The sequence below is a fragment of the Sphingomonas jaspsi DSM 18422 genome (genome assembly GCF_000585415.1).
Classification (GTDB): Bacteria; Pseudomonadota; Alphaproteobacteria; order Sphingomonadales; family Sphingomonadaceae; genus Sphingomicrobium; species Sphingomicrobium jaspsi.
Genome location: NZ_KK073876.1, coordinates 149088 through 163613, shown reverse-complemented (window position 1 = coordinate 163613; position 14526 = coordinate 149088). Strand labels below are relative to the sequence as shown.

At 64.7% G+C, this 14526-nt stretch carries 12 protein-coding genes; 8 read left to right on the top strand and 4 right to left on the bottom strand.

Going from position 1 to position 14526, the window contains the following annotated elements; all coding sequences use genetic code 11:
• Window positions 1–6 precede the first annotated feature (6 nt).
• From G570_RS00855 to G570_RS00840, 4 genes are read left to right on the top strand one after another with little or no spacing between them, the layout of a single operon-like run.
• Window positions 7–1422 (top strand): TolC family outer membrane protein, encoded by a 1416-nt coding sequence (locus tag G570_RS00855; protein ID WP_037498153.1) that lies wholly within the window; start codon window positions 7–9, stop codon window positions 1420–1422.
• A 32-nt stretch (window positions 1423–1454) separates the two neighbouring features.
• Entirely contained in the window at window positions 1455–3605 is a 2151-nt protein-coding gene (locus G570_RS00850) for a type I secretion system permease/ATPase (RefSeq protein WP_051503901.1), read from the top strand.
• Window positions 3602–4609: a cell wall hydrolase gene (locus G570_RS00845; protein ID WP_051503900.1), complete on the top strand. Its 1008-nt coding sequence runs from the start codon at window positions 3602–3604 to the stop codon at window positions 4607–4609. The genes G570_RS00850 and G570_RS00845 overlap by 4 nt, the downstream gene beginning before the upstream one ends.
• 30 nt (window positions 4610–4639) lie before the next feature.
• The gene (locus tag G570_RS00840) at window positions 4640–5875 is read left to right on the top strand and encodes an HlyD family type I secretion periplasmic adaptor subunit (protein WP_037503253.1); all 1236 of its coding nucleotides are present in this window, start codon (window positions 4640–4642) and stop codon (window positions 5873–5875) included.
• A 6-nt stretch (window positions 5876–5881) separates the two neighbouring features.
• Here the strand turns inward: G570_RS00840 and G570_RS12970 are convergent, their stop codons facing one another.
• Together G570_RS12970 and G570_RS12965 are read right to left on the bottom strand one after the other, a co-directional pair.
• The gene (locus tag G570_RS12970) at window positions 5882–6850 is read right to left on the bottom strand and encodes a transglutaminase-like cysteine peptidase (protein ID WP_051503899.1); all 969 of its coding nucleotides are present in this window, start codon (window positions 6848–6850) and stop codon (window positions 5882–5884) included.
• 65 nt (window positions 6851–6915) lie between these two features.
• Window positions 6916–7704 carry an alpha/beta fold hydrolase gene (locus G570_RS12965; protein ID WP_051503898.1) on the bottom strand — a complete coding sequence of 263 codons (789 nt, stop codon included), beginning with the start codon at window positions 7702–7704 and terminating at the stop codon, window positions 6916–6918.
• A 64-nt stretch (window positions 7705–7768) separates the two neighbouring features.
• On the opposite strand from G570_RS12965, the gene G570_RS00825 reads away from it, so the two are divergent.
• From G570_RS00825 to G570_RS00815, 3 genes are all read left to right on the top strand, one after another.
• Window positions 7769–8326, top strand: coding sequence for a (2Fe-2S)-binding protein (locus G570_RS00825; RefSeq protein WP_037498152.1), 558 nt, complete (start codon window positions 7769–7771; stop codon window positions 8324–8326).
• Between the two features lie 28 nt (window positions 8327–8354).
• Complete coding sequence (locus tag G570_RS00820; protein ID WP_037498150.1) at window positions 8355–9221, top strand: RcnB family protein; 867 nt, start codon at window positions 8355–8357, stop codon at window positions 9219–9221.
• Window positions 9222–9333: 112 nt separating this feature from the next.
• A complete protein-coding gene (locus tag G570_RS00815) occupies window positions 9334–11181 on the top strand; it encodes a DUF885 domain-containing protein (RefSeq protein WP_037503243.1) in 1848 nt (615 codons plus the stop codon).
• Between the two features lie 410 nt (window positions 11182–11591).
• Here the strand turns inward: G570_RS00815 and G570_RS00810 are convergent, their stop codons facing one another.
• Together G570_RS00810 and G570_RS00805 are read right to left on the bottom strand one after the other, a co-directional pair.
• Window positions 11592–12707 (bottom strand): hypothetical protein, encoded by a 1116-nt coding sequence (locus G570_RS00810; RefSeq protein WP_037498147.1) that lies wholly within the window; start codon window positions 12705–12707, stop codon window positions 11592–11594.
• Between the two features lie 124 nt (window positions 12708–12831).
• Window positions 12832–14031, bottom strand: coding sequence for a pyrophosphate--fructose-6-phosphate 1-phosphotransferase (locus G570_RS00805; RefSeq protein ID WP_037498144.1), 1200 nt, complete (start codon window positions 14029–14031; stop codon window positions 12832–12834).
• Window positions 14032–14278: 247 nt separating this feature from the next.
• Here G570_RS00805 and G570_RS00800 point away from each other — a divergent pair, with 247 nt between their 5' ends.
• Window positions 14279–14521: a hypothetical protein gene (locus tag G570_RS00800; RefSeq protein ID WP_037498140.1), complete on the top strand. Its 243-nt coding sequence runs from the start codon at window positions 14279–14281 to the stop codon at window positions 14519–14521.
• Window positions 14522–14526: the final 5 nt, after the last annotated feature.

Here is a 14526-nt window from a genome sequence, read left to right as displayed (position 1 = left end):
GAAGACATGAAGAGGAAGCACTGGACGATTATCGTTCCCGGGGCGGTGCTGCTTTGCAGTACGCCGGCCTTGGGCGCCGATTTGCGTGACGCCGTACAATCGGCACTCCAATCCAATCCGGAAATCCGTCAGGCCGTCGCCAACAAGCAGGCCACGATGGAAGAACGGCGCCAGGCGGAAGGCCTGTGGCTGCCGCGCATTTCGGTCGAATTTTCGGCCGGCCTGCGCAAGCTGCGCAACCCGACCCGCCGCGCGCTCGGCATCGCCGACCAGCGGCTTGAGCCGATCGAAGGCATCGCCATCGCCGACCAGCTGCTGTTCGATTTCGGCGAACGCACGGCGGAAATCCGTCGTCAGGCCGCGCGCACCGACGGCGCCGCCGCCCGCGTCGAAGAACGCAGCGAATTCGTCGCGCTGAACGTCTCGCGCGCCTATATCGACTATCTGCTGCAGCAGCGTCTGGTGGCGATCGCGCAGGACAATGCAACGTTCCACGAACGCCTTGCCGGCGACCTTCGCGAAGGCGTTGCGCGCGGTTCGATCTCGATCGCGGACCAGCAGCAGGCGGAAGAACGCCTGCAGTCGGCCCGCGCCCGCGTGACCGAAGCGCGTGAAGACCTCGACACCGCGGCGATCGAATTCCAGACCCTCACCGGCCTGCCGATCGACAGCGTTGCCATGCCGCCCGACCTGTCGGCTGCGATGCCGGCGACTTTGGCGGAAGCCGAAGCGGCCGCGCGCGACAACAACCCGCGCGTCCAGGAAGCGACTGCCGATCTGTCGGCGGCGCGTGAAGTGGTCAAGGTTGCCCAGTCGCAGCTCGGACCGCGCTTCAACCTTGAAGGCACCGCCCGCTACGGCCAGGACATCGACGGCTTCCAGGGGCGCACCAGCGATCTGGGCGCCCGTGTCGTCATGCGCTGGAAAGTCTTCGACGGCGGCACCAACACCGCCAACGTGCGCGAACAAAAGGCGCGGGCCGACGAAGCCCATGCCCGCCTGTTCGAACAGCAACGCCGTGCGGAAGAAGATGCGCGGTCGGCGTGGAGCCGTCTGACCAACCAGACCCGTCTGGCCAGCGAGCTCGAAACGCAGAGCCGCGTCGCGGACGACCTGCTGCTTTCCTATCGCGAGCAGTTCAACGTCGGCCGTCGTTCGCTGCTCGACGTGCTCGATGCGCAGAACACCCGCTACAACGTTCAGGCCCAGGCCGAGACCGCGCGTCTCGCCAAGGTCTATGCCCAGTATCGGGTGCTGGCCGCGGCCAACAAGCTGATCGAGGCGATGGGCGTCAACATGCCGACCGCCGCCTGGAGCGACGAGCGCGGCAAATATCATTCGGCTGACGTTCCTGCCACCGACAAGCAGGAAAACAGCATGCCGTATCCGGTGATGGGCCCGCCCGCACCGGCAAGTAACTAAAGCGTCGGTCGGGGGACAGGACGTTGAGCGCGATGAACTGGATGGATTCTACGCCTTCGCGTGAGATTGACCCTGTCCTCGACTGCCTAACCTTCCTCGCGCGGCGCGCGGACAGGCCGTCTTCCCCGGTCCTGCTCCGTGCGGGGTTGGCGTTGAGTGCGGCGGGGACCCTGCCTTTCCACCAGATCGAGCCGGCGCTCGAGCAGGTCGGGATGCGCGGGGACCCCGTTTCGCGCCGCCGTGTCGCCGGTTGGCGCATCGAGCAGCTGCCGGCGATCGTCGAGCTGCAGGAAGACCGGGCCATCGTCCTTCTGGAGATGAAGGACGGTGACGCTCTTATTTATTCACCGGGAACGCCCGACCCGATGTGGGTCCCGGCATCCGACCTTGAAGCCCTGTTCACCGGCGAAGCGGTCGCGGTTGAAGCCGACCCGACCCGCGAGCGCGAAAATGAGCGCCCGTGGGACAAGGCCAAGCGCACTCACTGGTTCTGGTCGGAAGTGTGGAAGGTTCGCGGCCAGTTCTGGCCCGTCCTGCTCGCCGCGCTGATCGTCAACCTGCTGGCCCTGGCCGTGCCGCTGTTCACGATGAACGTCTATGACCGGGTCATCCCGAACAAGGCGGTACCGACCCTTTGGGTGCTGGCGCTTGGCGTACTCCTCGCCTTGGGCTTCGACTACATACTTCGCCTTGCGCGCTCGCAGCTGGTCGATGAAATCGGGCGGAAGCTCGACGCCAAATACAGCCAGAAGCTGTTCGAAAAGGTGATGAACCTGCCGATGGCGGACCGCCAGGGTTCGACCGGCGCCTTCGCCAAGCGCGTCAGCGAATATGAAGGCATCCGCGACTTCTTCGCGTCGACCTCGGTCGTGCTGCTGGTCGATATCGGGTTCATGCTGGTGTTCCTTGCGCTGATCACCATTCTTGCCGGGCCGCTGGTGCTGGTGCCGCTGTTCGGCATTGCCGCCACGCTGATCATCGGCTTCACGCTTCAGCGTCGAATGAGCCAGGCCTCGCTCGACGCGCAGGCCGACAGCTCGCTGCAGCATTCGGTGCTGGTGGAATCGATCGGCGGCATCGAAACGCTGAAGTCGGCGCGTGCCGAAGGTCAGATGCTCGGCCGCTGGCGCCGCTATGCCGCGATGTCGGCAGCCACCCAGCAGAAGATGCGCAAGCTGACGTCGGTCGCAGTCAACATGGCGTCGATCTCGCAGCAGGCGATCAGCGTCGGGTTGGTGGTCGGCGGCTTCTACATGTTCAATGCCGGCGAAATCACGATGGGCGCGATCATCGCGATCGTCATGCTTGCCGGACGCGCAATGTCGCCGATCGGCCAGTTCGCCTTCCTCGTCACCCGTGCGCGCCAGTCGATGACGACGCTCGATTCACTGCAGCGGATGATGGAAGCGCCGGACGAGCGGCAGGTCGCCGCACGCAGCGTGGTGCCCGAAATTCGCGCTGGCCATATCGAGCTGAAGAACGCGTCGATGCGCTATCCGGGTGCCAGCCTCGACAGCCTGTCGGACATCAACCTCAGCATCAAGCCGGGCGAGCGGATCGCGATCATCGGTCGGGTCGCGTCGGGCAAGTCGACGCTGGGCCGGATGCTCTGCGGTCTCTATGCGCCGACCGACGGCGAAATGCTGGTCGACGGCCTCGACAGCCGCCAGTACCACCCGCACCAACTGCGCGACAGCTTCCGCTTCGTCGGTCAGGATGCCGAGCTTTTCTCCGGCACCGTGCGCGACAATCTGATGCTCGGCGCGGCACGTGCCACCGACGAAGACCTGATTGGCGCGGTCGTCAAATCGGGCGCCGACCTGTTCCTGTCGCGCGACGCGGCGGGCTTCGACCGGCCCGTGGGCGAACGCGGGTCGCTGCTGTCCGGCGGCCAGCGCTCTTTGCTGGTGATGGCCCGCGCGCTTGTCGGTCCGTCGCGGCTGCTGTTCCTCGATGAACCGACCGGTGCGATGGACACGCAGACCGAACAATATTTCATCGACAAGCTGAAGACCGCGCTTGCGCCGGACCAGACCCTGGTCGTGTCCACCCATCGTCACAACATGCTTAGCATCTGCGACCGGCTGGTGGTGATCGACGGCGGCAAGGTCCTCGCCGACGGTCCGCGCGACCAGGTCATGGCTAGTCTCACGGCTGCCGCGCAGAAGGCGGCGTCGAAATGACCTGTCCTCCCCCGCGTCGCCTGGCGACCCTCGGTGCCGCTGCGCTGGTCGTGGTTGCGGCTGGCGGGTCCAGCCTGCCCGATTTCGGCACCGCAGATGCGTCGCGGCCGCTGATCGCCAAGGCCGATGCCGCCGCGCTGCTCGACGCGACCAGCGGGGAGCAGCTGGTCGCCAACCGCGCGACCGGTGCCGATGCGCTGATGATCAACGCCAACATGCCGTTCGTGAAGGGCGCCATCGCGGCTGCCCGTCCGTTCGACCTGCCGGCATCCGACGTCACCGACTATCGCCGTGCGTTGCTGTGCCTCACCCAAGCCGTCTATTACGAAGCCGGCAATGAACCGCTGGAAGGCCGCCGCGCGGTCGCGCAGGTAGTGCTCAACCGCCTTCGCCACCCCGCCTTTCCCAAGTCGGTTTGCGGCGTCGTCTACCAGGGATCGCGCGAACCGGTCTGCCAGTTCAGCTTCGTCTGCGACGGCTCGCTCTATCGTCGTCCGGCTCTCGGCGCGTGGAAGGAAGCGGAAGCGATCGCCCGCGCCGCGCTCAACGGATTCGTCGAACAGTCGGTCGGCGGCGCCACCCATTATCACGCCAACTATGTCGCGCCCTATTGGGCGCCCAAGCTGGCCAAGCTGACCCAGATCGGCGCGCACATCTTCTATCGCTGGCCCGGTGCCTGGGGGTCGAGCGCGGCCTTCACCGGCCATTATGTCGGCGAGCCCAACGATCCGCTGTCGCTCCGTCCGCCGCTGCGTCCTGCGGTGGTGACCGTCGAAGGCGAAACGGTGGTTGCCGCTCCGGCCGGGCCGATCACCGACGGCACCGTGCTCAATCGCGCCCAGAACGATGTCGGCGGACTGCTCGACACGTCGAAGGGCTGGACCCTCAACATTCCGATGCCGTCGGAAACCGGCTCCGCGGCGCGGACGGTCGCAGCGACCCAGCGCGGGTCCGCGGCCGTCGCGGCGGCGCCGGCCACCGGTACGCAGGTCGCGGGACTTTAGGCCATGAACGCTATGTCGAACCTCCCTTTCATGCCGACCACCGGCCGACGCCGGCGTGAACCGCTGACCGGCGCGCGCCTGATCATCGTGTCGGTCGCCGTTGGCTTCGGCCTGTTCATCCTGTGGGCGATGCTGGCCCAGGTCGATGAGGTGACACGCGGCCAGGGCAAGGTCATTCCCTCGAGCAAGGTGCAGGTCATCCAGGCGTCCGAACCGGCGACCGTATCGGAACTGATGGTCCGTTCGGGGCAGAGGGTGGCGCGTGGACAGTTGCTGGCCAAGCTCGACAATCCGCAAAGCCGACAGGTGCTGGCCGAAACCGAGGCGCTAGAAGCGCGGTCGGCACGGCTTGCCGCCGAAGGCAATGGTGCAGCTTCGGCAGGTCTAGGCGGCGAAGAAGCGACCCTTAGCCAGGTCCGCCGCGAAGCCCTGTCGAGCCGCGTCGCAGCGCTGCGGGCGCAAGCCGAACAGCGCCGCCGCGAAGCCGCCGAGGCCGCCGCCACCATTTCGTCGCTGTCGCGCAGCCTCACCCTCGCGCAGGACAATGTGAACCGCCTGGCGCCGCTCGCCGCCAAGAACATCGTCCCGCAGACCGAACTCGCCAATGCCCAGCGCGAAGTGGTCGACCTGCAGGGCCGCATCGCCGCCGCCCGCGAACAGCAGGGCCGGGCGATGGCCGCGGTCAGCGAAGCGTTGAGCCAGGCCAATGAAGCCAGCTTCACCTTCCGCCAGGATGCGCTCAACGAACGCAGCCAGGTCCAGCAGAAGCTGGCCGTCAATGCGGAATCTTTGCGCGGCGCACGTGGCATGGAGTTGCGCTCGCCGGTCGACGGCGTCGTCAACGACGTTCAGGTCACGACCATCGGCGGCTTCGTCCAGGCTGGCCAAAAGGTGATGGAAGTGGTGCCGATGGGCGACAAGCTGCTCGTCGAAACCCGCGTCAAGCCGAGCGACATCGCCTTCATCAAGGTTGGCGACAAGGCGCTGGTCAAGGTCACCGCCTACGACTTCTCGACCTATGGCGGTTTGGACGGGAAGGTCGTCCAGGTCTCGGCCGATAGCATCTATGACGAAGCGACGAAGGAAGCCTATTTCAACGTCATCGTCGAAACGACCCGCAGCTACCTCACTGCCGCAGGACGCCGCCTGCCGATCACGCCGGGCATGATGACCGACACGCAGATCATCACCGGACGCAAGAGCATCCTCAGCTATCTGCTGAAGCCGGTGTTGAAGGTCCGCAGCGACGCGCTTCGCGAACGCTAGGATCGATTAAAGGCCGACGCTGCCCAGCGAAAAAGGCAGCGACGCGATCGCCGGCGGCAGGCTGTCGCCCGACGCAGGTTCGACCGTCACGTCGGCCAATTCCACCTTTTGCGGCGGCTCTGCCGACGCATAGGTGACCGTCGGCAAGGCGTCGCGGCGATAACCGTGGGTCCATACCTTGCCCTGCGTGAAGGTCAGGATCGGCTTATAGTCCTGCACGCTGGCGCTATCGACGATCCGGTCGGTGCCGTTGTCGAGCACCAGGAAGCGGCCGTTGGCGCGAACCACCAGGACCGAATGGTCGGCGTGGCGGGTGAGATCCTTTAGGACGACCAGATAGAGGTCGCGTTCGGCAACGCCGGCAGCGCGAAGCATCGCCCGCTTTGCCAGCGCGAAGTCTTCGCAGTCGCCCCGTCCGCGCGCCAGCGTTTCGACCACCGATTGCCAGCGGTCGGCGACGTGGAACTGGACGATGTCGTCGACGAAGCGGACATGGCCGTTCACATAGGCGTTGACCGCCTCGACCTTCGCAATGTCGCCGCGGTCGCGGATCGATGCGGCGAAGGCTGCGGCGGCACCCGTCGGCGCGGCTCCGGAAGCTTGGCGGAAGCGCTGGTCGAGCGGGCTCTGATTCACGCGCAGTGCGACGCTGTTGAAGATGTCAGGGCGATCGGCGGGAACCGGCAGGACCGCCGGGCGAACGACCGGCGTCGCCGCGTAGGGCGCGTGCTGGAAGTAGGGGTTGGGCGATGCCAGCGCGGCCGACACGACCATGGCTTGTGCGGGCGACGCCGGCTGGCCAGCTTGCTGCGCCATGATCGCGGCCAGCGCGCTCGATCCGCCGAGGATCGCTTCGGTCTTCGACGACGGGCGATAATCGGCGCTGACTACCTGGGCCTGGGCAATCGTCGGCAGGCAGGCGATGCCGGCCAGCGCAAGCCATTTCAGGACCGATTTGCGAGCGATCTTTTCCATGACCGACAATTTCGCAGGCCAAGGGAAAAACCCCGCTAAAACATTAGGTTAAGAAGGCGGTAACCCTAACGAATTTCGTCCGCTTCGGAGAGATGCCGGTCGATGGCTTCGTTAAAGATTTTTGGCTGTTCGGCGTTGGCCAGATGGCCTGCACCGTTAAGGATTTCGAGTCGAGATTGCGGGATCAACCGCGCCAATTCCTCCGAAAGCGATGGGGGCGTGATGCTGTCCTCGTCGCCGCACAGGATGAGCGTCGGCACCGCGATTCGTGCCGCCCGGTCGCGCTGGTCGGCCAGCCACACGGCCGCGGCGCCCAGTCGATAGGTGGCCGGGTCGATTGCCGCCATCGTCGCCACGATGCCGGCCTTCAGTTCATCGCTGGCCGCCTTGCCGAGCAGCAGCGGTGCGCGCGCGGCGGCGAGATCGCCCATGCTCATGGCCTGGCTGGCCGCCACGGACCGGTCGTGGATGCCCTGTCCGTCCGGATGGACGGCAAAGCTGTCGGCGATAATGAGCGAGGCGATCCGGTCCGCCGCCGCGGCGTGCATCGCGATCGCGATCACCCCGCCGAGCGACAGGCCGCACACATGCGCCCGTCCGATGCCGAGCGCGTCCATCCCCGCCAGGATCGCAGCGGCGAAATCGTCGCGTGTCGCCCCCTCGCGAACGTCGCTTTCGCCATAGCCCGGATAGTCGAAGGCGATCGCCCGGCGCGATCGCCCGAAATGATCGAGCTGCGGTTGCCATACGCTTTTGTCCGACCCGACGCCGTGCAGGAACAGGATCGGGGTCGCATCGCCTCCGCCTTGTTCCAGATAGCCGATCCGTCCCGCGCTGGTGTCGATGCTTGCCATGGTGCCATCATGGCGTGCGCCGGACGCTTTGCAAGGCGCTGGCCACCCGCTAGCGTCGCCGACCATGACCAGCATGACCGTCAACGGCGAAGCGATCCGCTACACGCTCGATCCCGAAACGCCGTTGCTGTTCGCCCTTAGGGACGCGTCCAACCTGACGGGCACCAAATATGGTTGCTACAGCGGCGACTGCGGCAGCTGCACGGTGATCGTCGATGGCCGCGCGGTGCGCTCCTGCCAGCTCAACATCGCCGACGCCGAAGGCGCGGACGTGACCACGATCGAAGGGCTGTCGTCGGGCCGCGCGCATCCGCTGCAACAGGCGTGGGCGAGCGAGCAGGTCAGCCAGTGCGGCCGCTGCGATCCGGGCTTCATCATGGCGCTGGCGGCATTGATGAAGGCGACGCCCAATCCGTCGGCTGATGACCTCGCCGCCCTGCCCAACGTTTGCCGTTGCGGGGCGACGCCGCGGATCGTGAAGGCGATCCGCGCTGCCGCCGCTGCGGCCGCGCCGCCGCCGCAACCGCCGAAAAAGCCAGGGCAATCTGAACCGGACGCTTCGTCACGGTTCAGCAACGGCTCATCCTCCCAGCCCCAGTCTGCGGATCAACGGCCAGGTTGAAGGTCGAGTCGAACATTCGGAGTAAGTTATGCGTAAATTTTTGATCCCCTTGCTGATGGCGAGCGCGGTCATTCCGGCTGCGGCGCATGCACAGGACCGCGATCGTGACGGCGACCGCCGTGCCGAACGCGCGGTCGAACGGTCGGAAGGCCGCGGCGAAGCCCGCCAGGAGCGCGCATTCGAACGGCGCGCCCCCGAAATGCGTGTCGATCGTCCTGCCCCTGAAATGCGCGTCGAGCGTCCCGCGAGCGATCAGGGCGCCAGCCAGCGCAGCGATGTCGCCCGCGAGCGCGCCTTTGGCCAACGCGGTCGCGAAATGCGCTCGGACCGCGCAACCGAGGTTGCCCGCGATCCGCAGTCGCGCGACGGCGGGCCGTTCAACTGGGGCGACCGCCAGCGCGCCAACGGCCAGGAATGGGTAAACACCCGTGGCCGCCCGACGTTGCCGACCGCCGAAGCGCCGCGCACAACCACGCCGGACCCGCGGGTCGAGACCCGCGACGGTCGCCGCGGCGGGTTCGAAGGGCTGCGCGATCGCGTCATCCGCGACGGCCGCCAGGTCGAAACGCATCGCGATGATCGTCATCACGACTGGAACCGCGACTGGCGCAACAACCACCAGTACGACTGGCGCCGTTACCGCGACCGCAACCGCTTCGTGTTCCGGATCGGCACCTATTACGACCCGTACCGCTATGGCTACCGCCGGTTCAGCATCGGCTACAATCTGTGGCCGAGCTATTATGGGTCGAACTACTGGCTGAACGATCCGTGGATGTACCGCCTGCCGCCGGCCTACGGTCCGTATCGCTGGGTCCGCTACTATGACGATGCGCTGCTGGTGAACATCTACACCGGCCAGGTCGTCGACGTGATCTACAGCTTCTTCTGGTAGACTGTAGACGCTGACCGGTCATTGGTCGAAGGGGCGTTGCGGGAAACCACGGCGCCCCTTTTGCCGTGCGGCGAAGGTGCGCCGCGGGCGCGACCACGATCAGGGATGTGACATGACCAACAAGCTTTTGCTGCTTTCCGTTTCCGCCTGCGCCCTTGCGCTGTCCGCCTGCGCCACGACCCCGGTGGCAGAACCGGTGTCGACGCCCGCCGCGGTCGAAGCGGCACCCGCCGCGCCGGCCGAGAGCGCGCACGACGCGCTGTTCCGCCTGTTCAAGGAAAGCGACGAAGCGCAGCTCGGCCGCAACCCCCTGTCGGCCATTTTCCGCGGCGACATGCGCAACGCCGACCAGTTCGGCGACTATATCAGCGACGACTATTTCGCCGGCGAAAAGGCAGCGGCCGAACATGATCTGGCGGAACTGGCCAAGATCGATCGCTCGGCGCTCAACGAAACCGACCAGCTGGCCTATGACGTTTTCCAGTTCAGCACCAAGGACACGCTGGAAGGGCTGCAGCCGCAGTATCTCAATCTCGGCAAGGTCCGCCCGATGGACCATTTCTCCGGTTTCCAGACCTTCTACCCGACCGTGTCGAGCGGCGACGGCGGCATTCCGTTCAAGACCGTCCAGGAACTGGAAAACGGGCTGAAGCGCCACAAGGGCTATGCCCGCTATCTCGACGCCGCGATCGAGCGGATGAAGCAGGGGCAGGCCGCGGGCGTGGTCGAAACCAAGCTGACTGTCCGCAACATGATCGAACAGTTCGACAACCAGCTGAAGCAGCCGGTCGAGGAATCGCCATTCTACGGTCCGATCCGTAGCCTTTCGAAGGACATTGGCGAGGCCGACAAGGCGCGCCTGACCGCCGCCTATCGCGACGAGATCGCCAACGACCTTTACCCGGCGATGAAGCGGGTCCGCGATTATCTGGCCAACGACTATCTGGCCAGCGCGCGCGAGGGCCAGGGCCTGATGTACATGCGCGGCGGCGACATGCTCTACCGCCGCCTCATCCGCTCGACCACCACGCTCGACTTGACGCCCGAGCAGATCCACCAGACCGGCCTCAGCGAAGTCGCGCGGATCCTCGGCGAGATGGACAAGGTGCAGAAGGAAGTCGGCTTCAAGGGGACCCGCGCCCAGTTCTTCGACTATCTGCGCAACGACCCGAAGTTCAAGATGAAGAGCCGCGAGGCGCTGACGCAGGGCTATTACGACATCGGCAAGGCGGTCGACGCCAAGCTGCCGGCGCTGTTTTCGACCATTCCCAAGACCAAGCTGGAAATCCGTCCCTACGAGCCGTTCCGCGAGAAATTCCAGGCGGGCGGCAGCTACCAGCAGGGCGCGCCGGACGGGTCGCGGCCGGGCATCTTCTACTTCAACGCCTATGACCTGCCGTCGCGCACGACGCCGGGCATGACGACGCTCTACCTCCACGAAGGCGCGCCGGGGCATCACTTCCAGATCAGCCTGGCGCAGGAAAATGAAGCGCTGCCGGCCTTCATGCGCTTCGGCGGCAACACCGCCTATGTCGAAGGCTGGGCGCTTTATGCCGAAACGCTGGGGTACGACATGGGCTTCTACAAGGACCCGATCCAGCGGATGGGCACGCTCGACGACGAGATGCTGCGCGCGATGCGGCTGGTGGTCGACACCGGCATCCATTCGAAGGGTTGGACCCGCGAACAGGCGATCAAATATATGCTGGACAATAGCAGCATGGGGAAGACCGACGCGACCGCCGAAGTCGAACGCTATATCGCCATCCCCAGCCAGGCGGTCGCCTACAAGACCGGCGCGATGACCATCCAGCGTTTGCGCGCGAAGGCGCAGGCGGAACTGGGCGACAAGTTCGACATCAAGGACTTCCACGCCGAGGTACTGATGACCGGCGCGCTACCGCTGGCGATCCTCGAGGAAAAAATTGACCGGTGGATCGCGGCGAAGAAGGCCAACTAAGCCGTCATCGCGAACATAGCGAAGCAATGACGAGGCAAGCGGCGCGGGATTTATTCCCGCGCCGTTTTCGCGTGGTAAGTTCGCTATCGGCTCACGAAATGCGTCTTTTTCGGCGGTTTGCGTGAACTTAGGCGCTGGAGCGAAATGGCGGCTGCAGCGCCATCGCGTTCGGGAAAATCGACGGGGTGAAAGAGCCGTCGGCGACGGTGACATATAGGCGGGGCTGTAGGACAGCGAAAAGCGGACGGTCCGCTATGGGTGGAAAGCGGTCTTAAGCGGCAAATCTGGATTGCAGGCTCTGGCCGAAAGCAGACACATTGCGGAGCGCAGTTTTGAGCGTCAGCAACAGCAAAGGAGGAGCGCTTCAAAGCTTCGTAGTCGCCCACCCCTTTTCGTGGCAGCCGGAGGTTTCAACTCTCCAGCCGGGCGATCCAGGATCCGGCCCTATCTGTGCTTGCCACCGCGTCTTCGCCAACGGGGGCCGTCAATTGTGCCTGCCCGCGCAGTTCCCTTACCCGATTGGCATCTCCCTTGATCACTGCTTCGAGCATTCGCTTGTCCACTCCGACGAAGCACGGCTTCAAGTTTAGTCGGCTAAGCCTTTTGCGGTCGGCTTCACTCAGCTTCGGTATTGCGAGTGGGCCACCACGGGTGATGATGCCGCCGATTAAGCCGTCGTCGCCGCCGGTCAGGGCGACACTCTTGAGCTCGCTCCTTGGGGCCTTGTGCAATTGCGACAGCGCTGTCCGTTGCGCCACCCCGGCGGAGGCGGTATTTGACCGGCCCACCTCGGCCAACGTGAACAGCGCTTGTCCCAATTCGCGTTGGCCGAGCGGGATGAGCAACGCCCCGAAGTGCCGCCTAGCAATGCCAATGCCCAGCTCCGCGTCTTCCTCAGGGCTGGTTTGGCCTTTCGTTACCGGGTCGCGGACATAGATCATGGAGTCAGTCGCCGGTGCCGGGAGGCTGCACCCCCACCGCGTCACGACGGCGTAGCGGTTGAAGTTGGCTAGCTTGCGGCCGTGCATGATTCTGGCACGTTTAGCTTGCTTGTAGGCCCGTTCGCGAAGTGCCCTTGGCCCGGCCTTATCGTACGACCCCTTTGCCTCGACGATGGCCAAGCCGCCTGCGACGCCCCACGCTACCCAATCGGGCATGTCCGCCTTGATCCCCGGGCGGGTCTTGCGGAGCACGCCAAGTCCGCCGACCAGGGACATCGGAGGGGCATGAATGTGCGCGAAGTAATTCAATCCCAAATATTTCACGGCGTATGCCCGCGCAACGAACCTGCCAAACAGCCCCGACAATGCGGTTTTGACTTCTCGTGCCTGCCCTAACTGTTCCTTGAAACGGAATTCCCTAATTGGCTCGAGCAGGTCGCCAAGGATCGACCAACTGCCGAGCGCAGCGCCTGGCGTTTGCAGTATTTCGTAGATTCCCGCGTCTTCGATTTCGCGTGTGTCCAGCGTCACTCTGTTGCCGATACTATTTAGCGCCCCGACAAAATCATGGACAAACTCCGGCATTAGCCCTCCTGTAAGACTTCATACGCTGCCTTAAGGGATGTCATCTTTGGATCGAAAGTGGAATATCCACTACGGGCGCTTAGCAGTCGCGTGCTTATTTCCGGAATGGGTAGTTTCTTGCCCTTCACCCCTGCCCAATCTCACCCAGCAACTCGACAAACCACTCCGTCTTCACGTCGAACCTCTTCCCGCCCTTGATGCGGTCGAATTCGATGGCGCGTAGCGCGTCGCCGCGCTCTTCATCTTCCCCGACCACGCCCGATACGCCGGCAAGCGCGCTGTCGACTGCCGTGTCGACGCAGGCGCGGATGAGGGCGAGGTCTTCGTCGTTCGCGGGGGCGGATCGGGAGAAATAGCCGCTTTTCTGGACCAGCACCTTGTCCGCGCCGAGCTTCGCCGCGAACTTCCTGGCGAACCATTGGCCGGGGTTGATCTTGTCGAGCTGGACATGGCCGAAGGGGTCGCGCGGCACGTCCTCGCCCGCCGCCTCCATCGCCGCGACGATGTCGTGGACGCCGGCGCCTTCGCTGACGAACAGGTTGACGCCGTTGAGGCTGTCCATCAGCGGGCGCAGCCGCTCCGCCTCGGCATCGAAATCGACCGGGGCCTCGGGGACATAGACACCGTGCACGTCCCATTGCGCGGCGGCATTCTCCGCCCACTCCGCGAACGGCGCGGTCTTGACCCAGTCGTGGTGCGCGCGGGCGGTCGCGGCGGTCAGCCAGCCGCAATGACGACCCATGACTTCATGGACGATCAGCATGCGCGGGTTGGACGAATGTTCGGCGATGATGTTGCGCGCATAGACCGCGCCCTGTTCCGCCGCGGTCCAGGCGCCCAGCGATTGCTTGATGGGGATGACGTCATTGTCGATCGTCTTCGGCAGGCCGACGACGGTGAGGCTGTAGCCGTTGGTAGCGAGATAGGCGGCGAGGTCGGCGGCGGTGCCGTTGGTGTCGTCGCCGCCGATGGTGTGGAGCACATCGACGCCGTCTCGCGTCAATTGTTCGGCGGCGACGTGGAGCGGGTCCTGCCCCGGCTGGACGAGGCCGCGCTTCACGCAATCCTCGACATTGGTGAGCTTGACCCGGCTGTTGCCGAGCGGACTGCCGCCGAAGGCGTGGAGGCGGCCGGCGGCAGCGCGGACCTGCGGCGTCGCCTCGATCCAGTCGCCGGTCAAGAGCCCCGCATAGCCGTTGCGATAGGCGATGATGCGCACGTCGGGCGCGACGGCGGTATAGCGTTCGATCAACCCGCCGACGGCGGAGCTGAGGCAGGGCGCGAGCCCGCCCGCGGTGAGCATGGCGACGGTTTTCACGGTCATGGTGCTGCATCCTGCCAAGCGCGGCAAAGCGTGGCTAGCGCTTATTGCGCGGCCGAATCGTGGATTATGATCTAGGTAAATTAATAGGTTCTTCGCTGAAACCAATTAATAATCTAGCGTTTATCGGGTCAAACTAGCCGATAAATTCGACTCCGTAACAATAAACACAGAGTCCAAGAACAGGTTTGACTCGTTGCTGTTAGAAGCAGATATTGTTGCTTACCGAGTCCTCTGCGGGAGAAACCCTATGGAAACGGAAACACTCATTAAAACTGGTCATGGCTATATTGGCTTCAATAAGGCGACAGGGGCGCTGCGGTTCACCGTTCCGCAAGGGACGAAACTGGCCGACGCGCTGAAAGCCTTGTCGCGTGTTGATCTTTCGGCGATCGCGAAATTGCCGAGGGGCTGCCAACCCTGTTTGTCCGGTCAGCCGTTCGACATTACCGAACAGTTCGATCCCGTCATTAACGTGAGGCTGGGCCACTAACGGAC